This window comes from Janibacter massiliensis (assembly GCF_900289115.1).
GTDB classification, from domain to species: Bacteria; Actinomycetota; Actinomycetes; order Actinomycetales; family Dermatophilaceae; genus Janibacter_A; species Janibacter_A massiliensis.
In genome coordinates, this window is record NZ_LT985196.1 from 1,385,224 (window position 1) to 1,405,064 (window position 19,841).

The following is a 19,841-nucleotide window of genomic DNA, read 5'->3' on the forward strand; positions in this document are numbered from 1 at the left end:
CATTCTGACCGTTGGCGACGGCGTTGGGCAATGGTCAGGCGCAGAAAGATGCCGCGGTGTGACGCGATCGGTACACGGGGGCAACGGCCGGGGAGCTCCGACCATTCCCGTTCCGTACCGTGTGGCGGGTGAACGCTGAGCCAGCAGACCACCCCGACAGCGCCCGTCCGACCACCCATCTCGTGGCTGCCGTCGTCTCCCTGCTCGAGGCGCTCGGGCTGGTCGCGGCCGTCGTCTGGTACGTCCTCGAGCTGGTCATGGCTCGGTCGTCCTCGCCGCCGGTCGCGCTCGGTAGCGCCGCGCTGCTGCTCGTCTTCGCCGTCGCGCTGGTCGTCGGGGCGAAGCTGTGGTGGACAGGGTCGAGCAGCCCGAAGGTGCCGACCTTCGTGTGGAACCTCCTGCTGCTGCCCGTGGCCTGGACCTTTCTGCGCACAGGTGAGCCGCTCCTGGGCTCGGTCGTCGGGCTGCTCGCCCTGGCCGGTGCCGCCGCCTCGGCGGTCGCGGCAGCGTCGGAGGACGAGGACGGGGCCTGAACGACGACCGGATCCGCCGGCCGCTCCCGCCGCTTACTCGTAGTGGAATCGGGCCTGCAGGACGACGAGGTCGTCGCCGTCCACGAGGTACACCACGCGGTGCTCCTCTGTGATCCGGCGGGACCATGCGCCTGCGAGCATGTGGCGCAACGGTTCCGGCTTGCCGATCCCGGAGGTCGGATCGCGCAGCGCGTCGTCGATCAGGCGGTTGATGCGTCGAAGCGTCTGTCGGTCGGCGGCGAGCCAGTGGGTGTAGTCGTCCCACCCGTTCGGGGTGAAGACGAGTCTCATCGCTGCAGGTCGTGCTCGGTCCGTTCTCCGGACCGGGCCTGGCGCAGGCTCTCCACCAGGTGCGCGGCGTTGGCGGGAACGCGCAGGAGGTGCGCGGTCTCCTCGAGGGCGTCGTAGTCGGCCTTGGATATGAGGATGGCGTCGCCTGCGCGGGAGGTGATCTCCACCGGGGCGCGATCCTCGTTGACCTGCTCGATCAGGGGAAAAAGACGCTTCCGGGCCTCGCTCGCGGTGATGGCCATTGCTCCCCCCGTCTGGTACTTGATCTTGTACCAGACTAGCAGGGCGCGGCCAGCTGGATCTCGTCGACCTCCCCGTGACGGATGAGGTGCGCCCGGCCGGGGAGGCGGTCGATGGCCGGTAGACGGAGGCCGAAGCCGTCGCCGTCGGAGGGGGCCGTCGCTCCGATGACGACGCCCGTGCGGTGGCGCAGGAGGTCGACGACGAAGCCCCGCAGCGACGTCGTCGCATGGGTCGTCGACACCGCAGCGACGACCAGACCGCCGAACCGATCCGCCTCCGCCGCGTACTGGCGCAGCACCGCCTCGCACGGCCGGTCGACGAGGAGCTCGGCATCGTCGATCACGACCGCGGCGCCCGGGTGGGCCTCGAGCTCGCGGACCAGCCGGTCGCGGTCGTCCGCGCCGATCGGGTCGATGCCCAGCTCGCCTGCAACGGCCACCAACGGTGTCTGCGAGCGGCCGAGGACGATGACCACCCTGCGGCCGGCGGCGGCGAGCGCATGCACGCTCGTGGCAAGGACGGTGGACCGACCCGATCGGGGGGCGCCCTGCACGACCCACCGGCATCCGTCGCGGTCGGGATCGAGGCCGAGAGGGACGACGTCCGGACCGCCGATACCGATCGGGACGAGATCGCGGCAGCCGGTGAGGTCGTCCGGGGAGACCGTGGATGGCATGGGCTCGACCCGGAGCGGCGGTACGACCGCGGCGGGCGGAGCTCGGGTTGATCGCAGAACTAGCCTGACCTGCGCTTTCACCAGCGATCCGATTCATTGATCCCGTGCGGATCGTGTCAAAATCCCGCGAGCCGAGTTAGAAGCAACCCCGCGCACCACTCCAACGGGATGGCACGCTCGCCACAGGCTTGCGGTGCGCCACTCGCCAGCTGCTGCGGCTCACTGGCCGCGGAGCCACGACAGTGTGACCTTGGGGGTCTGTCGGTAGTGCCAGCTATGGTCGGCACAAGCGCGACGAAAGGAAGCTCATGGCGGTCGATCCCCGCAAGGTCTTCGTCATCCACGGCCGGAACGAGGTAGCTCGGCGGGGGATGTTCGACTTCCTTCGCTCCATCGGTCTGCAGCCCATCGAGTGGGAGCACGCCATCGCGATGACGGGCTCTGGATCTCCCTACATCGGTCAGGTGCTCGACGCGGTCTTCAACGAAGCCCAAGCGGTTGTCGTGTTGCAGACCCCCGACGATGTCGGATACCTCCACGACTCGCTGGGGCGTCGCGGCGACCCGGACTGTGAACCCAAGATGCAGGCTCGCCAGAACGTCACGTTCGAGGCTGGGATGGCGATGGGCCGAGACCAAGATCGAACGATCCTGGTGACTCTTGGCGACGTCCGACAGTTCAGCGACGTCCATGGCCGGCACTACGTGAGGATGGACAACAGTCCTCAGCAGAGGCAGTCGCTCGCGAACCGCTTGAACAGTGCCGGGTGCGAAGTGGACTTGACGGGGACGGACTGGCAAACAGCCGGAGATCTGAGCGCCCCGGCGACCCCCGGAGGTGGACTACCTCTCGGCAAGAGGCTCCCCTCAACCCAGGCGTCGGGTGAGCCCCAGTTCAAGGCCGCACTTCACGATCTTGGGGGTAGCAAGATGCGCCCGCTACGGCTCACCAACTTGGGCCCTGGAACTGCCTTCGAGGTAGACGTTCGACCAGTAGGCGAAGACCTAGAGTCTCTAACGCGAGACGGGGCTGACCTGCCGATCCCACGGTTGCCCCGCGGAAGCACCGTAAAGGTCTTGGACCTGTTGCCACTGCGCCTGTCCCAGCGATCCAAGTCCTACTTCGAGATCATCGTCACGGCCACGACGGAAGACGGCACACCATTCGAGCAAACCCTGTTCGTGAGCGGAGACTGACGTGGACGACTTCAAAGAGGTTCAGGTGACGTACGAACTGCCCTTGGACGGTGACGGTTTCCTCCGCCGACAGTGCCCCACCTGCGACCAACAGTTCAAGTGGCACGACGGTCCGGCGAACGAGGAAGCGGAGCAACACGCGGACGCCGACGTCTACTACTGCCCCCTCTGCGGGTCTCCCGCTGAGGCGGACCACTGGTTCACCGATGACCAGGTTGATTTCATCCAGGGCGAAGTGCACAAGGCCGCAATGCCCAAGTTAGACGAGTTGCTCGACGGCGTATTCAAGGGTCTTTCTGGTCCCAACATCAAGGTTAAGCGGACCGGGCACCTAGAGACACCCGTTGGGCCCGACCCTCTGGTTGAAGATGATGACATGGTGATCGTGGCGTCGCCGTGCCATGGCTTCGAGCCCGTCAAGGTTCCTGACGGCTGGTCCCAGACGATCCACTGCCTGGTGTGCGGAGAGCGGTTCGCGGTGTAGGCGATGAGGCGATAAATAGGCGCGACTTCAATCCATCGGCGGGTGCTCGGCCAAGATCCACGGCAACCGCTGATCGAACACCCAGAGCTCGTGCTGAGCGAGATCCAGAGGACGGCCCAGGACCTCGTAGTCGTACGCGATGTTCGACCAGCGCGAGAAGCTCAACCGCACGAACGAGTCGTCCGCCGGCACCCCATAGCAGCGCCGGCGGTGCAGCGCCCACGTGATCGCCTCGGTGGGGCCTGACCCCGGTTCTTGGACACGCTGAATCCAGCACGTGGTGCTGGGGAAGCGAGATGATCCGAGAATCATGGCTAGGAAGAACTATTCCGAGGAGTTCCGTCGTCAGGCCGTCGACTTGTACGAGTCCACCCCGGGTGCCACGGTCCGCGGCATCGCCGAGGACCTCGGCATCGTGCGTGGCACGCTGCGGGGTTGGCTCGAGGTCTACGGGACCGGCAAGAAGACCGCTGCTGACGGGACGTTGACCTCCAGCCCACTGCAGTCCAGGCCGTCGAAGAAGAACTCGGAGCCTGACCCGGTTTCCCGGACAGTTTCGGTGTGTTGATCATGCCGCGGTTAGCGGCACGGTGTGAAGCGCTTGGTATTCGTGAGGGCTGAGGTAGCCGAGCCCGGAGTGGCGACGGCGGGGGTTGTACCAGCCCTCGATCCACTCGAAGATCGCCGAGGCCAGCTCGACGCGGCTGGTCCAGTGCCGGCGGTCGAGCAGCTCGCGTTGCATCGTCGACCAGAACGACTCGATGAGGGCGTTGTCGACACTCGACGCGACGCGACCCATCGAGCCGAGCAGCCCTGCCTCCCGCAGCCGGTGACCGAACACCCACGAGGTGTAGGCGGCAGGTTCAACCAGTCGATGCAACACCGTGTTGTTGAAGGGAGCGTAGTTGCTCTTCGAAGACCTCGGCGGGGGTCTTCCACCCGAGGACCTTGCGGGGCCTGTTGTTCAGTGCGTATGCGACGGCTTCGAGGTCCTCGGCCGACCAGCGGGACAGGTCGGTGCCCTTGGGGAAGTACTGCCGCAGAAGCCCGTTGGTGTTCTCGTTGGTCGGCCGCTGCCAGGGCGAGTGCGGGTCGGCGAAGAACACCTTGGTGCCGGTCGCCAGCGCGAACGTTGCGTGGCCGGAGAGTTCCTTGCCGCGGTCCCAGGTGATGGTCTTGCGCAGCTGCTCGGGCAGCGTGGTCATCGATCTGGTGAGCGCGGCGTTCATCGCTTCGGCTCCGTAGCCACCCAGGGCCGGCCCGTTCTTCACGTGCGGCTTCTCGCCCCAGCCCTCCAGCCGCGGCAGGTATACGAGCAACGCGCTCCGGCTGCTGCGTTCGACGAGGGTGCCGATCGCTGACCTGCCGGTGCCGATGATCAGATCGCCCTCCCAGTGACCGGGTACGGCACGGTCATCGGCCTCGGCCGGACGCTCGGACAGGACGACATCAGCGGTGACGTGCCCTTGCGCCTTGTTGCGCGTACGGGCCCGCGGCCGCCGCAGCGCTCGACCGGTGCGCAGGCAGGCGACCAGCTCGCGCTGGAGCGCGCCACGCCCCTGGATGAACAGCGACTGGTAGATCGCCTCGTGGCTGATGCGCATGGACTCATCATCGGGGAAGTCGACCTTCAGCCGCTGTGAGATCTGCTCCGGGCTCCACGCCGTCGACCACGGACGATCCTGGCGGGGCGGCTTGTTCCGCCCCTTCCACGCAGGCGGTCTCGGACCCTCGACGGGCGTGCCGTCAGGTCCCCGGACGCTGCCCGCGAGCCGTTCTTGGACGTACTGGCGGAACCGTTCGTTCTTGACGAGTGTCGCGGTCTTGCGGCGCTTGGCCGCCTGCTGAGCCTTCCACTGCGCCACCCCCGCCCGGTACTCCAGCTTCCCGCCACGGGTGGCGGCGTTGCGGCGCAGTTCGCGTGAGATCGTCCCCGGGTCACGACCGATCGCGTGGGCGATCTGGCGCACTCCCTGACCTCGGGCGCGCAGGATCGCGATCTCCTCGCGTTCCTCGAAAGACAGGTAACGGCCCATGGGCTCGGCCAGACAGATCGGTGGCATGCCGCCAGCGTGACGAAACCAGCGCGAGCCCACCGGCACGGACACGCCCACCCTCACCGCAGCCTCGGCCGAGGTGATGCCCGTGGCGATCAACCGCCAGAACTGTCGCTGCACCGCCCGCGAGGGCTCGGGCCGTCCAGGCGAACGCATTGGCGGGCGCAACGCCCGATCCGCACGCCACTGCCGACGAAGCCCCTCCGGTACATCGCTGGTCTTCCTACGCCAGTCGCTCGTCGCCATCCCTGAACACCTCCATGATCGAGGTGTTGCGACGACCAGTTGAATCCGCCGGCCGACCCGCGGTCTGAGTGCACGATCGTGCCCGGTGGTGGCCGGCGTTGCCAGCGGGCCATCTGCAGCGCGTCCACGACCAGCTCGGAGCGGATGTGGTCGGCGATGGACCAGCCCACGACCCTGCGGGTGCAGGCGTCGATGACCGCGCAGCAGTACACCCACCCGTCCGCGGCGCGGTGCTGCGTGACGTCGGTGAACCAGACCCGGTCGGGCGCGTCCGCGACGAACCGGCGCTGCACGAGGTCCTCGTGCACGGCCGGCACCGGACGATGCCCACGGCCCTTGCGATGGTGGCACACGCCCACCGACCCCTGCTGACGCATCAACCGGGCCACGCGCTTGCGGCCGACCGCCACGCCCATCCCCAAGCGCAGCTCGGCATGCACCCGTGGCGCACCGTACGTGCCTCTCGAGGCTGCATGGACTGTCGCGATCGTCGCGCTCAGGGCCGCGTCCTGGGCCGCCCGCGCCGAGGGCGCCCGGCCCTGGCTGTCGTAGTACGACGAGCGAGGAATGTTCAGCACCCGGCAGGTCACCGCCACGGGAAACCCCTCGGCGGCCAGCTCACGGACCAGGCCGGTACTCATTTTGGGAGAACGTTCTCCTGCGCGAAGTACGCCGACGCGCGCTTGAGGATCTCGATCTCCATCGCCTGACGACGATTCTCCCGACGCAGCCGCACCAGCTCCTCACGCTCGGCGCTCGACACGCCCTCCCTACCCCCTGAATCGACGTCGTCACGGGCCATCCACCGGCGCAAGCACGACTCGCTGATCCCCAGATCCTTCGCGATCGAAGCCACCGACGCGCCCGGCTCCCGGGTCAACGCCACCGCCCGACGACGGAACTCCAACGGCTTGGCTGCAGGCATCTTCCAGACTCCTCTCCGAGACGATCATCGCCCCAGCTCAGGTGTCCGGGAAAGCGGGTCAGGCTCCCCTGCGCCTCAGGCGAAGTGACGTAGAGCGCATGCTTGTGCTTTACGGCGACCTGGCGGGCGGCGTACTCGCACCGGTAGGACTTGCGCGGCGGCAGCCACGTGGCGGCGTCGCCGTCGCCCTTCTGCTGGTTCGTCGGGCCGCCCACCGCCAGGAGGTTCATCGGGTCGTTGGCGAAGTCCTGCCGCTGCTCGTAGGTGAGCTTCTGAGCGCCGGTCTGCCAGGCGTTGGACAGTGAGACGACGTGGTCGATCTGCACCGCTGACGAGGTGCCCCGGCCACGGATGAAGGGGATCCGCTTGCCGGTGTACGGGTCGACGAGGGTGCCCGAGAGGGCAACGCACCCGTTGGTGCCCGGCTTGACCGCAAGCGCGGTGAGGTCGCGACGTAGGACGTCGTTGCGGGTGTCGCACCCGTTGTGCCCGAACTCCTCCGAGGCGTCGTCAGACCACGCCTGCCCGAACGCCGACCGGGTGTAACCCGTCTTCGGCGCGCGACCCTTCACCGGCAGGCCGGCCAGAGTCGCCAGCACCGGCGATGAGCTGCCGCCGCTCGAAGGCGTCGCCGCGGTCGTCGTCGGCTGAGGGGTGACGGTCTCCGTCACCGTCACCGCGGGCTCCTCCACGACGACGAGGACGTCCTCGGTCGCGGTCACCGTCACCACCTGCGGCTCAGCGGTCGGCGCTGGGCCGCAGGTAGCCAGGGCCGCCACCGCCGCCACCCGCTCGCATGGCGGCCAGGATGCTAGCCACCGGCGACACTCGCGGCCGGCGGGCCCGACCGTGCATGGACGAGCCTCACCTGCGGTCAGCGTCGAGCTCGAAGGAGCGAACCACTCGGCAGTGACCTCCCCGCCGGGTCGCTCGTCGCCGCCCCCCCTCGCCGACGGCGACCGTGCCGTACTCCGACAGGCCGGTTACCCCACGCCTGCCGTACCGGCGGCTTGCGAGGTCGGGCATGTCGGCCTACCGGGCGAAGGAGCCAGGCTGAGTCAGTTTAGAGACTGAGGGCGGCTAGGACGACTCCTCGCGCAGCTCGAGGTGGTACGCCAACATCCCGTTCTCGTCGTAACACGGCTCGTCACACCCCAAAAGATCGGATAGCGACGCCGAGGCAGTGTTCCGTGGGTCCACCATCCAGAGGACTCGGCCGTCAGGTCGTTCCGCAGCCATCGCTCTTATGAGACCTGTAGCGATCCTCAACCCGATCTGCTGACCCTGCCAGTCTGCCTCGACGGCGAGCAGGTAGATGAAGAACCCGCGTTCAGGCTGGTCTTCAACCAGGTCACAGTAGGCCACCACTGCAACCAGCGAGTTCCCCTCGTCGAAGAACAGGCGCAGCCGACTCCCCGAGTGCGTATCGAGCCAATCGTCGAGACCATCCCGCACCATGTTCTGAACCTCGAGGGCTGGTGAGGGCCCGGACGCTGCGCACCGGAAGTGACGTAGGCGAATCTTGTCGTTGCTCGTTGCCCAGCGACCGAACAGAGCCACGGGCTTCGCAGATCCGTAAGTTCTCAGTAGATGCCAGCGATGCCCGCAGGCGGGGTCCAAGGACGAGCGGGCATCTTCAGCATGCGATCAACCAGCTCAGGAGACGGCTCAGGGAGCGGAGTTGGAACGAGGGTGAGCCACATCCCCTCATCTTCGGTCGAAGTTAGCTCGCTCTTCAGAGCGGTCAGACCAGCCATACCGGCACTCCTTCCTCAGTCTCTAACGGACGTTGTCGATCGGTGTGGCCAGCGCCTCTACCAGCAGCGCGGCGCGCTCCACCATCTCATGCAAACCTGTGAGCGTGGTAGCCGGGTCCGACACCGGTTGACGCGTGAAGCTCCTGACGTCGCAGAACATGCTGACGTTCGGAAGGGAACGCATAGCGACGGAGGCGTCATCCCGTTCAGGGGTGTCGAAACCAAGCATGCCGGACACCCCGCCACGGATGCGAGCGTGCAGCTGTCTACGGTCCACGATCCCGTACTCGACTTGGCAGTCCTCACCGTCGACCGCCACATCGGCGAGGCAAGCGGCGTCTCGAAGAGTGAGTCGATCCGACTTCGGCAGGTTCACTACCCCCCGGGTGAACTTGTCGCAGGCGTCCTCGTAACTCTCGGCGTCCAGCTCCTTGGACCACGCGCCCCGGTAGGAAGCCAGCCAGGCCTCGGAGGGCTCCATGTGCTTGAACACCCCTTGGAGTGCTCGACCGAGGCCCTCGAAGGTGGCCTGATGAGAGCTCAGTCGCACAGTGCACCGTTGGCGCTCGATGATGAGACGCTGGGCAGGATCGTCGACGGCGACCCCGATACCGGACGTGTCGTCAAGGACCCGAACTACCTGAACCTCTTCTTCCAGCCAGTCCAGCAGCGCGAGACGACGACGTTCGAAGGTGAGGATCGGTCGCCACTCGATCAGAACATTGGCGTTCCATTGAGTCGGCTGGAGCACGGTAGTCACGCTACACGGAACGACTGGGGTCAGGCATCCGGGCAGCCGGATCGCTCTCAGGTGGCGATCGTGGTCGGCAACAGGTCGCTCTCCGTTGCGGCGCTCTTCCGCTCCATTGGTGCCGGGATCGGCTCTGGCTCCGAGCGCCGGCAGGGCCTACGGGCTCCCTTCAAACCGGGCCTCGGACCACCTTGAGCGCCGGCGGCGGGGAGATCCATGCGTTCGGATCCAGGAACGCATCGACGAACCTCCAGGCGTCCTTCGCGAGATGCCCGTCGTCGAGCACGAGGCCGCCGTAGACGCCGCTGCCGTGGGCGGTGCGGCCCGCGCCGCGAAGTCGACGCGGTAGGTCCCGGTGCGCTGGGCGAACCACCGCAGCCCGTCCGGGGACAGGGTCGCCTCGAGGTGGTCCTCGCAGGCGAGCAGACCGGCGACGGGGTTGCCGCCCGCGGCGGCGATGAGCACCTCCACGGGCGCGGCGAGCAGCGGACTCGTCTGCGACGTCGACTCGATCTCGGCGTGACCCGTGCCGCGGGTCATCGGTCGCTTGACGACGACACGGCCCAGCCGCTCGTGGTCGTACACGGTGAAGAGGAGACAGCCGTGTTCGCACCGGATGGCGGCTCGCGGTGCGCGGCGGTCGCAGTCGGCGGCCAGGCGGTCGGACTGGGCCCGGATCGCCTCGGCCACCTGTCGGCGCTGCTCGTCAGTCGGCTCGGTCATGGTCATGCCTTCCACTGGATGGTGATCTGGTCGGGGGTGAAGCGGACGCCCTTCCCCGCGGCCTCGCAGCGAGCCTCGAGGAGAGCGCGGATGACCCGGCGGCGCTGGGTCAGGGGTGCGGCCCGCCAGGCGGCCTCGACGTCGTCGGCGTCGACGAGACCGGCCAGGGGGGAGGACTGGGAGGCGGCCAGGATGCGGCCCTCGTGCTCCTCGATCTGCCGCGTGAGATCCCGCGCCCTCGCCTTCGCGGCGTCGCGGCCGAGCAGTCCCTCGGCGAGCAGGTCGGCGATGCCGTCGCGGCGCTCCCGCAGCTCAGCGGCCCGGGCGCGCTCGGCCACGAGATCGACGTCGTCGCCGAGCAGGCGAGCGGCGTCCGGCTGCGAGAGGCGGGCCAGGACCACGGCCTCGACCACCTCGTCGACATGCGAAAGTCGGCGGGTGCGCTTGCACGTCTTGCACACGTACGCGAGGTGCTTCCCGGGGCGCCCGGAGTGCATCGGGGTCTCGCACGCCGAGCAGACGAGCAACCCGGACATGAGGTGTCGGACGGTCGTCGAGGCAGCGCGGCGGCGCCCCGGGTCGGTGAGGATGCTCCCCACCCGGTCGAAGGTCTCCTCGTCGAGGATGGCGGGGCCGTGGGCGCCCATGTCCTCCCCGTTGTAGATGACGCGGCCGATCAACCTCGGTTTGGTCATCACCCGGCGCAGGGTGGTCGGCGACCACCGCGCCCCGGTGCTCGTCGGCACACCCTCCGCGTCGAGGCGGCGGATGATCGCGGCGACGGTCTCGCCAGCGATGAGCGCGTCGGCGGTCTCCCGGATGGCCCGCGCCTCGTCCTCGACGACGACGGCGGTGCGCCCGTCCCGGTCGAAGCCGAAGGGGCGACGGGTCCACGCCGCCGCCCCGGCCTGCGCCCGCTGTCGGTTGGCGGCCTTCTGGCGGGCCGCCTTCTGCTCGCCCTCGTAGCGGGACGCCGAGCCGATCATGCTGGCGATCATCCGCCCGGCGGGGGTGGTGAGGTCGATATCTGCGGCCTTCACGGCGGCGATCCGCAGGGCACGCGCCTCGGCGATCTCCACGAGGTCGACGAGGTCGCGCAAGCGACGGTAGAGGCGATCCGGGTGCCAGACGAGGACCACGTCGCAGCGTCCGGCGCGCAGGTCGGCCAGCATCTCCGTGTAGGCGGGCCGCGGGCCCTTCGTGGCGCTGCGGTCGTTGTCGGCGTACACCCGCGCCACGGTCCACCCGTGCTCGGCGGCGAGCTCCCGGCAGGCGGCCTCCTGCCGGTCGACGGCGGCGGCCTCCCCGGTGCGGTCGAGGCTCTGCCGGATTTAGACGGCTGCGGTTGTCCCGGCCATAGGGCAAAGGATATCGGTTGGCGATTGGTGTCCCCGTCGTCTTCCTCGTCCTGCCGATCACCGTCCTGTTCCTCGTCTTCCCGGGGTTCCGGATGTTCTCGTTCCAGCTCTGACCGACCACACCACCACCACGAAGGAAAGAACGATGCAGCGCCTCATCGCCTACCAGATCCGCCTCACCCATGCCGTCCGCAGCCGCATGGAGTCCGACCGGGGGGACGTGCCCGGCTGGGTCCTCATCACCTTGATGACCGCCGGTCTCGTCACGGCGCTGTGGGCCATCGCCGACGACGCGCTGAAGAACGTGTTCCAGAAGGCGATCAGCTCCACCCAGGGACCGTGACGACGCCTGGAGGGCGACGGCCCACCCGCTGGTGGGAGGAGGAGACGGGGGCGGCCGCCGCTGACTTCGCGATGGTCACCCCGATGCTCGTGCTCGTCTTCCTCGCGGTCATGCAGCTCGGGTTCGCCCTGCACGTCCGCAACACCGTCATCTCGTGCGCGGCTGAGGGGGCGCGGTACGGCGCTCGTGCCGGGGCGAGCCCGGCGGACGGGGCCGCCCGCACCCGGGAGCTCGTCGGCCGCTCGATCGATGGCCGGTACGCCCGGAACGTCCGGGCGGGGGAGTCGACGACCGCTGACGGGACCCGCGTCGTCGTCGTGGAGGTCGACGCGCCCTTGCCGGCGGTCGGCCCGCTGTCCGTCGGGACCGTCCATGTGCGGGGGAGGGCCTATGCCGAGGACCAGTGACGCGCGTCGGCGGCTCGCGGACGAGTCCGGCTCGATCATCGTGGAGTACGTGTGGCTCGCGATCCTCATGCTCGTGCCGCTCGTCTACCTCGTCCTGTGCGTCGCCCGGGTGCAGGCCGGGTCGTACGCGGTGAGCCAGGCGGCGCGCGAGTCGAGCCGGGTGTTCATCGCTTCGGATGACGGCGCCACGGCAGGGACCCGCGCGCAGGCGGCCGCGGCGATCGCTTTCGAGGACCAGGGGTTCGGTGGCGCAGGGCGGGTCGACATCGCCTGCAGCGCGCGCCCGTGCCTCACCCCGGAGCAGAGGGTGACCAGCCGCGCGACGGTGTCGGTTCCCCTGCCGTTCGTCCCCGGCTTCGTCCGCGGGGTCGTCCCGCTGTCGGTGCCGGTGAGCGCGGAGCAGGTCGTCGTGGTCCCGCGGTACGGGGGCGGCGGATGAGGCGGGGCACCCGTGCGGCGCCGGCGACACGTCGCCCCCCGCGGGAGCAGCTCACATCCGAGGAGTCAGGGACGATCACCCCGCTCGTGCTCGGCATGACGATCATCGCCATCACGCTCGTCTTCGGCATCGTCGGGGCGACGTCGGCCCACCTGTCCCGGATGCGGCTGCTCGATGCCGCGGACGCGGCGGCCCTCAACGCCTCCGACGAGGTGTCCTCGGCCTCGCTCTACGACACCGGTGTCGGTTCGGCGCTGCCGGTGTCCGACGAGGCGGTCCGGAGCTCGGCCGCGAGCTATCTCGCCCGACGGCAGCTACCCCCGCGGATGCGGCAATGGCGCGTCGCGCCGGGGACGGGCGCCGTGGACGGGACGACCGCGGTGGTGGTCCTCGAGGGCGATGCCGAGCTCCCGCTCATCGGGTCGGCGCTGAAGGGGATCGGTGGGACGGTCCACATCACCGTCGAGTCCCGCGCCCGCTCCGACGTGGGCTGACGACACGCAGGCGTCCCTCGCCGACGACGCCCGCGCCGTCCGACGAGGGACCGGGCACGGGGCCACCCGTCCGGAGGCTGTCGGGGCGCGCCCTGCTTGCATAGGGTGAGCGCGACGCATCCCGGAACTTCTCTGCAGCCACCGCCGCCGACCAGCGACGACGACCGATCGGAACCCACGTGACCGACCCCCGCGACAACGACCGCTCGCCCGAGGCCCGCGACGAGGGTGCCGCGACCGCTGCGGGAGCGACCGCCGTCGAGACCCACGAGGACGCCGAGAGCCCCGGCTCGCTCTACCCGGCGACCGATGACCCCAAGGACGGGGTCATCGCGACGCAGGCGGAGCTCGAGCACGACCTCTCCGACCCCGACCCGCGGCACGTCCACGAGGCGGAGGAGAACCACCGGGTCCTCGCCCGCCTGTCGCCGGCGCTGACGCTGCTGCTCGGGCTGGCCGCGACCGCGATCGCGATCGGGTTCCTCCGGGGGCTGAAGGACATCGTCGCGCCGACGTTCCTCGCGGTGACCCTCATCATCGCGGTCTACCCCCTGTACCGGCGGCTCGACCGGTGGCTGCCCGCATGGCTCGCCGCGACGCTGCTCGTGCTCATGCTCTACGGCATCCTCATCCTCCTCGCCGGCGCGCTCGGCCTCGCGGCGACGCTCGTGGCCCAAGAGCTGGGCAAGCCGGAGTACACCCAGAAGTTCACCGAGCTGGTCGATAAGGGGCAGGTGCTGCTCGCCCGCTACGGGGTCGAGCAGCAGCAGCTCGACAGCGCGATGCAGTCCTTCGACATCAGGCAGCTCGGCGGGCTCGCCAGCCAGGTCGTCTCCACGCTGACCAACACGACGACGACGATGCTCTTCCTCCTCACCGTCATGCTCTTCCTCGCGATGGACTCCGGGGGCGTCGTCCAGCGGCTGCGTGGCCTGCACGCCCTGAAGCCGGACATCGCGGACGCGCTCGTCGACTTCGGGCGCCGGGTGCGCACCTACTGGGTGGTCAGCACCGTCTTCGGTCTCATCGTCGCGGTGCTCGACGGCATCGCCCTGCGGATGCTCGGGGTGCCGCTCGTCCTGGCGATGGTCATCATCGCCTTCGTCACCAACTACATCCCGAACATCGGGTTCGTCATCGGTCTCCTCCCGCCGACCATCCTCGCGCTCGTGGCCAACGGCCCGGTGACGGCGCTGTGGGTCGTCGTCATCTACTCCCTGCTCAACTTCACGATCCAGTCCGTCCTCCAGCCGAAGTTCACCGGGGACGCGGTCGGCATCAACGCGACGACCGCCTTCCTCTCCCTCGTGTTCTGGGGCTGGGTCTTCGGTGGGCTCGGGGCGCTGCTGGCCATCCCGCTGACCCTGTTCGTCAAGTCGCTGCTCATCGACCGCGACCCGACGACGGCGTGGATCAACCAGTTCATCGCCGCGGACCCGCCCAAGAAGCAGGTCGAGGGCGTCGCCGAGGCCGGCGGGGTCGACCTCTCGGGCGAGCGCACCCACGGCGTCAGCGCCAGCGCCTGACCGCCGCTCGCACCGGCAGGGCCCTCGCGCGGGCCCCGCGCCTTTCCGGCGCGAGTAGGCTGCCTCCTCGTGGCTGTCGACTTCACTCAAGAGATCTCCGACCTGCGCACGACGATGAGCTCGGTCCGAGACGTGACCGATCTGCCCGCCCTCGAGGCGCAGATCGCCGACCTCGAGCAGCAGTCGGCCGCCCCCGACCTGTGGGACGACCAGGAGAAGGCCCAGCAGGTGACGTCCGCCCTGTCCCGGGCGAAGGCCGAGCACGACCGGATCGTCGGGATGGACCAGCGGATCGAGGACCTCGAGGTGCTCGTCCAGATGGGCCAGGAGGAGGGGGGCGACGATGGCGCGGACGTCCTCGCCGAGGCCGAGGCCGAGCTGACGAAGCTCCGCAAGGCCGTCGGCGAGCTCGAGGTCCGCACCCTGCTGTCGGGGGAGTACGACGAGCGCGAGGCCGTCGTGACGATCCGTGCCGGCGCCGGTGGCGTCGACGCCGCGGACTTCGCCGAGATGCTCATGCGGATGTACCTGCGCTGGGCCGAGCGGCACGGCTACCCGACGAAGGTCATGGACACCTCGTACGCGGAGGAGGCGGGCCTGAAGTCGGTGACCTTCGAGGTCAACGTCCCCTACGCCTACGGCAACCTGTCCGTCGAGGGCGGCACCCACCGGCTCGTGCGGATCAGCCCGTTCGACAACCAGGGCCGCCGTCAGACGAGCTTCGCGGCCGTCGAGGTCATCCCCCTCATCGAGGGCACGGACTCGATCGAGATCCCCGAGAACGAGATCAAGGTGGACGTCTTCCGCTCCTCCGGACCCGGTGGCCAGAGCGTCAACACGACCGACTCGGCCGTCCGGATGACCCACATCCCGACCGGGATCGTCGTCTCGATGCAGAACGAGAAGTCGCAGATCCAGAACCGCGCCGCCGCGCTGCGCGTCCTGCAGTCCCGCCTCCTGCTCCAGAAGAAGGCCGAGGAGGCCGCCGAGCGCAAGGAGCTCGCGGGGGACATCAAGGCGAGCTGGGGCGACCAGATGCGCTCCTACGTCCTGAACCCGTACCAGATGGTCAAGGACCTGCGGACGAACCACGAGTCGGGCAACCCGACGGCGATCTTCGACGGGGACATCGACGCCTTCATCGAGTCCGGGATCCGCTGGCGGATCGAGCAGGCGCGGGCCGAGGACTGACCCGGCCGGCACGACCCGCGCGTACCGGCGCGTGCCGGGGAGTTCTCCCCATGGATCGCGGCCGCGGCCGCTCCTACGCTCATCACCCGTAGGTGTGACCGACCACGACCGACGGGGAATCGACCGATGGCCAGCACGCTCCAGCAGGGGATGGACCCGGCCCGGGTCCGCGAGGTGGCGACCGCGCTCGCCGATCTCGGCAGGCGGACCCACGCGGTCCGGGACGACGGGACGACGGTCGCGGGCCAGCTGTCGCAGGTCTGGCTCGGCGCCGACCTCGAGGCGTTCTCGAGGGACTGGAACACCCGGGCGCAGCAGGTGACGGACGCCGCCACGGGGCTCGAGCGGATCGCCGACCTGCTCCACCGCCAGGCCGACGCGCAGGAGGAGACCTCGTCGTCGGGTGGGGTCGGTGCCAGCGGTGCGGGCGCGACCGGGGGCGGCGTGCGCGCGACGGCGGCGCCGATGCGGGCGCTCGGGCTCCTCGGGGTCGGCGCGGGAGTCGGTGCCTTCGAGGCGACCCCGATCCTCGCCGCGGCCGCGCAGGCGTCTGGTGGAGCGAAGGACAAGGACAAGGCCAACGGCCCGATGGGGCAGACGATCCCCGAGGACGCGATCCGCGTGACCTCGGGGACGAAGGGCAACTGGACCGAGGAGCTGCTGCACCCGAAGCCGAACAGCACGTACTGGGTCAACGACCGCTACCTGTACGTCACCGACGACAAGGGGCGCGTGGAGAACGCGTACGGCACCCTCGACGCGATCCGTGACGGTGTGCGGAACGAGTCCGCGCAACGACGTGCCGGGTTCGAGGACCGGCAGGTCGGGGACCAGGGCGGTCACATCTTCGGCCGGCAGTTCGGCGGCCCGGGGGAGGACCTCAACATGCTCGCCATGGCCGCGGCGGTCAACGGCGGCAAGCAGTTCGGCGCGCTCGAGACGACGTGGGCCGACCTCATCAAGGAGGGGCACGTCGTCGAGATGCACCTCGAGCCGACGTACCCCGGTGACAGCAAGCGGCCGGAGAGCTTCGTGGTCGAATGGACGAAGGACGGTGAGGCCCAGCCGCCCGTCAAGTTCCGCAACATCGGCACCGGGGAGCTGAAGAACAAGTGAACGAGAACGTGATGGAGCTCCAGCAGGAGGTCGCCCGGCGCGCCGTGGCCGACGCGGGGGAGCGGGAGTGGGACCGCATCACGCTGTCCTACGTCGACATCGACGTCGTCTCGACCCTCGACCTCCAGGTGCACCTCGGTGAGAAGGCCGAGCGGCTGACCCGGTTCACCTGCGACGACCCGTACCACGAGCTGCGCGCCGCGATGGCCACGCCCGAGCACGGCACCTGGTACTCCTCGACGTGCGAGATCACCGAGGACGGCCGGTTCCGATTCCACTTCGAGCAGGAGGAGCGTCCGGTGCTCGGCGGCGGGGTCCCCGTCACCGACGAGTCGCTCATCGCTGACCAGCATCGCTTCCCGCGGCCCGCCGACGAGCTCCCGGCCTGGCACCCCGCCGCGCGATGAGCCTGACCCACGGGCTCGATCCGGCTAGGGTTCGCGAGGTCGCCGCAGCCTTCCGGAGGATCGCCGAGTCCGCCACCGAGGTGCAGGACGGCGTGACGGCGACGGTCCACCAGCTGGCCCAGGTGTGGGTCGGGCCGGACCTCGAGCACTTCGACCGCAGCTGGCAGGTGTATGCACGGCAGCAGCACGCGGAGGTGCGGGCACCCGTCGTCACCGTCGAAGGAGGCCAGGCCGGTGGTTGAGCGGACGTTCGCCGAGCTGAAGGAGGCGCTGCGTCGGGCGGGTCGGGATCACGAGCACATCGGGTGGAACGGCGAGTCGGTGAACGATTCCGATGGAGGTTCGCGCTTCGAGCCGATGCCAGACGGATCAGTGCGAATGACGGGTTCGTACCGGGGCAGGCCGGGCAAGGTCGAATGGTTCGAGTCAGAGGATGCTGCGGTGCGGGCGGTGGCCGAGATGTATCCCGAGGTGTGCGTGCCGTGGGCTGCGGAGGAGGCCCCGCTGCGGGGGACTGCGCCGCAGCGGCCGCGGACGGTGGAGGATCTGCAGCGGGCGCTGGCGGGCACGGGTCCGATCGAGCGGGACGTGGCGTGGTTGGGTGATCGACCGCTCCGTCCGGACAACGTCTCGGATCGCTTCGAGCGGCTGCCGGACGGTCGGGTGGCTCGTCGTACCTTCTCCTCCGGGAAGGAGCTTCAGCCGGTCGTGAGCGAGTCGGAGGATGCCGCGGTCCGCCAGTACGTGTGGTCCGTCGGACGGTACGACGTGCTGGTGCGGTGGGCGACCGAGGACAACACTCCCTGAGGGCGCGCCGAGGTTCGCCCGGACCGCGGTGCGTGGAGGCCGCGCGCCTATCCTCGGGGGTGCCCGGCACGCGGAGGTGCGGGCGCCCACCGAACCCGGCGAACGAGGCCAGCGCGCGCGCATGATCCGTTACCAGAACGTCAGCAAGACCTACGCCCGGTCCCAGCGACCGGCGTTGAACGACGTCGACCTCGAGATCGCCCGCGGCGAGTTCTGCTTCGTCGTCGGACAGTCCGGGTCCGGCAAGTCGACGCTGCTGCGGCTGGCGCTGCGCGAGGAGCAGGCGACGAAGGGCCGCATCCTCATCGGGGGTCACGACCTCGGTCGGCTGCCGAACCGCCGCGTCCCGCAGCTGCGCCGACAGATCGGCACCGTCTTCCAGGACTTCCGCCTGCTGCCGAACAAGACCGTCTACCAGAACGTCGCGTTCGCCCTCCAGGTCATCGGCAAGTCCGGCCGTCAGGTTCGCGCCCTCGTCCCCGAGACCCTGGAGCTCGTCGGCCTCGAGGGGAAGGAGCGGCGCCTGCCGCACGAGCTCTCCGGAGGCGAGCAGCAGCGCGTCGCGATCGCCCGGGCCGTCGTCAACCGCCCGCCGGTCCTCCTGGCCGACGAGCCCACCGGAAACCTCGACCCGGTGACCTCGCTGGAGATCGTCACCCTCCTGGAGCGCATCCACCAGAACGGGACGACGATCCTCATGGCCACCCACGACGACACGATCGTCGACGCGCTGCGCAAGCGGGTCGTCGAGCTCGACGCGGGCGAGATCATCCGCGACGAGGAGGAGGGCACGTACGTCCCTCGGGGGCGGACGATCAAGGACCGGCCCGCGGGCGCGACCGCGCTGGCCGACCCCGGCGAGACCGACTGGGACGACGCCGACTGGGACCCGGCGGACGACGAGGAGGGTGCGCGATGAACGTCGGGCAGCTGTTCGCCGACGCGTGGGACGGCCTGCGTCGCAACATGTCGATGGCCGTCTCCGTCGTCCTGGTGACGATGATCTCCGTCGTCCTGCTGGGCATGGGCATGCTCGCTCAGCGGCAGGCCGACCTCATGCGTGGCTACTGGTACGACAAGGTCCAGGTGTCGATCTACCTGTGCACGGACACCTCGACCTCGCCGAACTGTGCCTCAGGAGGGGTCACCGAGGCCCAGAAGAAGACGATCGAGTCCCAGCTCGACCAGCTCCGCCCCCTCGTCGAGGAGGTGTACTACGAGTCCGAGCAGGAGGCCTACGACCGCTTCCGCCAGCAGTTCCAGAAGTCGAGCTACAGCGAGGACATCAAGGTCGGGGACATCCCGCAGTCCTACCGCGTGCGCCTCTCGGACCCCTCGAAGTACCAGACGATCACGTCCTCCTTCGAGAACGCGCCGGGCGTCTCGAGCGTCCAGGACCAGGACAAGATCTTCGGGCGGATCTTCAAGGTGCTCGACGGGATCACGTGGGCCGCGCTGCTCATGGCGGCGTTCACCCTCGTCTCGGCCGTCCTCCTCATGGCGACGACGATCCGGCAGGCCGCCTTCACCCGCCGCCGCGAGATCGGGATCATGCGACTCGTCGGCGCGTCGAGCTCAGCGATCCGTACGCCCTTCCTCATCGAGGTCGTCGCCGCGGGACTCGTGGGGACGGTCCTGGGCATCGGGATCCTCTGGGGCCTCGTCCGGTACTTCTTCGACGGTGTCCTCTCGCGCAGCTCGAACGCGCTCATCTCCGCCAGCGACGTCCTCATCATCTCGCCGTGGCTGATCCTCGGCGTGATCCTGCTCTCCGTCGTCACCGGGTCGGTCACCCTGTGGCGATCGCTGCGGGTCTGACCGGTTCCCGGACACACCTCCCCGACCTCCCCCCGGCCTCCCGGCCGCGCGCG

28 protein-coding genes and 1 pseudogene are annotated in these 19,841 nt (G+C 69.2%); 16 read left to right on the forward strand and 13 right to left on the reverse strand.

What is annotated here, in order from left to right; translation table 11 throughout:
- The first annotated feature begins 128 nt into the window (after positions 1 to 128).
- The gene (locus tag DAA34_RS06695) at positions 129 to 533 is read left to right on the forward strand and encodes a hypothetical protein (protein ID WP_158707651.1); all 405 of its coding nucleotides are present in this window, start codon (positions 129 to 131) and stop codon (positions 531 to 533) included.
- Between the two features lie 33 nt (positions 534 to 566).
- On the opposite strand, the gene DAA34_RS06700 is transcribed toward DAA34_RS06695, so the two are convergent.
- Genes DAA34_RS06700 through DAA34_RS06710 form a run of 3 tightly spaced genes read right to left on the reverse strand, consistent with a single transcriptional unit; the run spans position 567 to position 1,743 of the window.
- A complete protein-coding gene (locus tag DAA34_RS06700; protein ID WP_106818159.1) occupies positions 567 to 824 on the reverse strand; it encodes a Txe/YoeB family addiction module toxin in 258 nt (85 codons plus the stop codon).
- A complete protein-coding gene (locus DAA34_RS06705) occupies positions 821 to 1,066 on the reverse strand; it encodes a type II toxin-antitoxin system Phd/YefM family antitoxin (protein WP_106818160.1) in 246 nt (81 codons plus the stop codon). Before DAA34_RS06705 ends, DAA34_RS06700 begins: the two co-directional genes overlap by 4 nt.
- Positions 1,067 to 1,101: 35 nt before the next feature.
- On the reverse strand, positions 1,102 to 1,743 hold the full coding sequence (locus tag DAA34_RS06710; RefSeq protein ID WP_158707652.1) for a P-loop NTPase family protein: 642 nt from the start codon (positions 1,741 to 1,743) through the stop codon (positions 1,102 to 1,104).
- 308 nt (positions 1,744 to 2,051) lie between these two features.
- Here DAA34_RS06710 and DAA34_RS06720 point away from each other — a divergent pair, with 308 nt between their 5' ends.
- Both DAA34_RS06720 and DAA34_RS06725 read left to right on the forward strand, forming a co-directional pair.
- Complete coding sequence (locus tag DAA34_RS06720) at positions 2,052 to 2,939, forward strand: TIR domain-containing protein (RefSeq protein WP_106818163.1); 888 nt, start codon at positions 2,052 to 2,054, stop codon at positions 2,937 to 2,939.
- A gap of 1 nt (position 2,940) precedes the next feature.
- Positions 2,941 to 3,423 (forward strand): hypothetical protein, encoded by a 483-nt coding sequence (locus DAA34_RS06725; RefSeq protein WP_199847435.1) that lies wholly within the window; start codon positions 2,941 to 2,943, stop codon positions 3,421 to 3,423.
- A 27-nt stretch (positions 3,424 to 3,450) separates the two neighbouring features.
- Here the strand turns inward: DAA34_RS06725 and DAA34_RS12120 are convergent, their stop codons facing one another.
- Positions 3,451 to 3,594 (reverse strand): hypothetical protein, encoded by a 144-nt coding sequence (locus DAA34_RS12120; protein ID WP_158707653.1) that lies wholly within the window; start codon positions 3,592 to 3,594, stop codon positions 3,451 to 3,453.
- A 139-nt stretch (positions 3,595 to 3,733) separates the two neighbouring features.
- Between DAA34_RS12120 and DAA34_RS06735 the strand changes: the two are divergent.
- Positions 3,734 to 3,952: pseudogene (locus DAA34_RS06735) on the forward strand (transposase); the annotation flags it as partial.
- 39 nt (positions 3,953 to 3,991) lie between these two features.
- Here the strand turns inward: DAA34_RS06735 and DAA34_RS06740 are convergent.
- The 9 genes from DAA34_RS06740 to DAA34_RS06780 form a co-directional block, all read right to left on the reverse strand.
- Positions 3,992 to 4,306 (reverse strand): integrase core domain-containing protein, encoded by a 315-nt coding sequence (locus tag DAA34_RS06740; protein ID WP_158707654.1) that lies wholly within the window; start codon positions 4,304 to 4,306, stop codon positions 3,992 to 3,994.
- Positions 4,287 to 5,636, reverse strand: coding sequence for an IS30 family transposase (locus DAA34_RS06745; protein ID WP_456077579.1), 1,350 nt, complete (start codon positions 5,634 to 5,636; stop codon positions 4,287 to 4,289). The genes DAA34_RS06740 and DAA34_RS06745 overlap by 20 nt, the downstream gene beginning before the upstream one ends.
- Complete coding sequence (locus tag DAA34_RS06750) at positions 5,576 to 6,367, reverse strand: IS3 family transposase (protein WP_106818167.1); 792 nt, start codon at positions 6,365 to 6,367, stop codon at positions 5,576 to 5,578. Before DAA34_RS06750 ends, DAA34_RS06745 begins: the two co-directional genes overlap by 61 nt.
- Entirely contained in the window at positions 6,364 to 6,651 is a 288-nt protein-coding gene (locus DAA34_RS06755; protein ID WP_106818168.1) for a transposase, read from the reverse strand. Before DAA34_RS06755 ends, DAA34_RS06750 begins: the two co-directional genes overlap by 4 nt.
- Positions 6,603 to 7,373 (reverse strand): HNH endonuclease family protein, encoded by a 771-nt coding sequence (locus tag DAA34_RS06760; RefSeq protein WP_234354144.1) that lies wholly within the window; start codon positions 7,371 to 7,373, stop codon positions 6,603 to 6,605. Before DAA34_RS06760 ends, DAA34_RS06755 begins: the two co-directional genes overlap by 49 nt.
- 358 nt (positions 7,374 to 7,731) lie before the next feature.
- Positions 7,732 to 8,109 carry a GNAT family N-acetyltransferase gene (locus DAA34_RS06765; RefSeq protein ID WP_106818170.1) on the reverse strand — a complete coding sequence of 126 codons (378 nt, stop codon included), beginning with the start codon at positions 8,107 to 8,109 and terminating at the stop codon, positions 7,732 to 7,734.
- Positions 8,110 to 8,430: 321 nt separating this feature from the next.
- Positions 8,431 to 9,159, reverse strand: a complete 729-nt coding sequence (locus tag DAA34_RS06770) for a hypothetical protein (RefSeq protein WP_106818171.1) — start codon at positions 9,157 to 9,159, stop codon at positions 8,431 to 8,433.
- Positions 9,160 to 9,315: 156 nt separating this feature from the next.
- Positions 9,316 to 9,882: a hypothetical protein gene (locus DAA34_RS06775; RefSeq protein WP_106818172.1), complete on the reverse strand. Its 567-nt coding sequence runs from the start codon at positions 9,880 to 9,882 to the stop codon at positions 9,316 to 9,318.
- A gap of 2 nt (positions 9,883 to 9,884) precedes the next feature.
- Complete coding sequence (locus DAA34_RS06780) at positions 9,885 to 11,213, reverse strand: recombinase family protein (RefSeq protein ID WP_234354263.1); 1,329 nt, start codon at positions 11,211 to 11,213, stop codon at positions 9,885 to 9,887.
- 172 nt (positions 11,214 to 11,385) lie between these two features.
- On the opposite strand from DAA34_RS06780, the gene DAA34_RS06785 reads away from it, so the two are divergent.
- From DAA34_RS06785 to ftsX, 12 genes are all read left to right on the forward strand, one after another.
- The gene (locus tag DAA34_RS06785; protein WP_106818174.1) at positions 11,386 to 11,583 is read left to right on the forward strand and encodes a hypothetical protein; all 198 of its coding nucleotides are present in this window, start codon (positions 11,386 to 11,388) and stop codon (positions 11,581 to 11,583) included.
- Positions 11,580 to 11,990, forward strand: a complete 411-nt coding sequence (locus DAA34_RS06790; RefSeq protein WP_234354145.1) for a TadE family protein — start codon at positions 11,580 to 11,582, stop codon at positions 11,988 to 11,990. The genes DAA34_RS06785 and DAA34_RS06790 overlap by 4 nt, the downstream gene beginning before the upstream one ends.
- Positions 11,974 to 12,429: a pilus assembly protein TadE gene (locus DAA34_RS06795; RefSeq protein ID WP_106818176.1), complete on the forward strand. Its 456-nt coding sequence runs from the start codon at positions 11,974 to 11,976 to the stop codon at positions 12,427 to 12,429. Before DAA34_RS06790 ends, DAA34_RS06795 begins: the two co-directional genes overlap by 17 nt.
- The gene (locus DAA34_RS06800) at positions 12,426 to 12,923 is read left to right on the forward strand and encodes a pilus assembly protein TadG-related protein (protein ID WP_106818177.1); all 498 of its coding nucleotides are present in this window, start codon (positions 12,426 to 12,428) and stop codon (positions 12,921 to 12,923) included. Before DAA34_RS06795 ends, DAA34_RS06800 begins: the two co-directional genes overlap by 4 nt.
- 179 nt (positions 12,924 to 13,102) lie before the next feature.
- Complete coding sequence (locus tag DAA34_RS06805; protein ID WP_158707657.1) at positions 13,103 to 14,449, forward strand: AI-2E family transporter; 1,347 nt, start codon at positions 13,103 to 13,105, stop codon at positions 14,447 to 14,449.
- A 69-nt stretch (positions 14,450 to 14,518) separates the two neighbouring features.
- Positions 14,519 to 15,640: a peptide chain release factor 2 gene (gene prfB / locus DAA34_RS06810; protein WP_106818179.1), complete on the forward strand. Its 1,122-nt coding sequence runs from the start codon at positions 14,519 to 14,521 to the stop codon at positions 15,638 to 15,640.
- Between the two features lie 126 nt (positions 15,641 to 15,766).
- Positions 15,767 to 16,756, forward strand: a complete 990-nt coding sequence (locus tag DAA34_RS06815; RefSeq protein ID WP_106818180.1) for a DNA/RNA non-specific endonuclease — start codon at positions 15,767 to 15,769, stop codon at positions 16,754 to 16,756.
- Positions 16,753 to 17,163, forward strand: a complete 411-nt coding sequence (locus DAA34_RS06820) for a hypothetical protein (protein WP_234354146.1) — start codon at positions 16,753 to 16,755, stop codon at positions 17,161 to 17,163. Before DAA34_RS06815 ends, DAA34_RS06820 begins: the two co-directional genes overlap by 4 nt.
- Positions 17,160 to 17,405, forward strand: coding sequence for a hypothetical protein (locus tag DAA34_RS06825; RefSeq protein ID WP_106818182.1), 246 nt, complete (start codon positions 17,160 to 17,162; stop codon positions 17,403 to 17,405). Before DAA34_RS06820 ends, DAA34_RS06825 begins: the two co-directional genes overlap by 4 nt.
- A 199-nt stretch (positions 17,406 to 17,604) precedes the next feature.
- The gene (locus DAA34_RS06830) at positions 17,605 to 17,970 is read left to right on the forward strand and encodes a hypothetical protein (RefSeq protein ID WP_106818183.1); all 366 of its coding nucleotides are present in this window, start codon (positions 17,605 to 17,607) and stop codon (positions 17,968 to 17,970) included.
- 121 nt (positions 17,971 to 18,091) lie between these two features.
- On the forward strand, positions 18,092 to 18,889 hold the full coding sequence (gene ftsE, locus DAA34_RS06835) for a cell division ATP-binding protein FtsE (protein WP_106818184.1): 798 nt from the start codon (positions 18,092 to 18,094) through the stop codon (positions 18,887 to 18,889).
- Positions 18,886 to 19,788 (forward strand): permease-like cell division protein FtsX, encoded by a 903-nt coding sequence (gene ftsX / locus DAA34_RS06840; RefSeq protein WP_106818185.1) that lies wholly within the window; start codon positions 18,886 to 18,888, stop codon positions 19,786 to 19,788. Before ftsE ends, ftsX begins: the two co-directional genes overlap by 4 nt.
- The last annotated feature ends 53 nt before the right edge of the window (positions 19,789 to 19,841 follow it).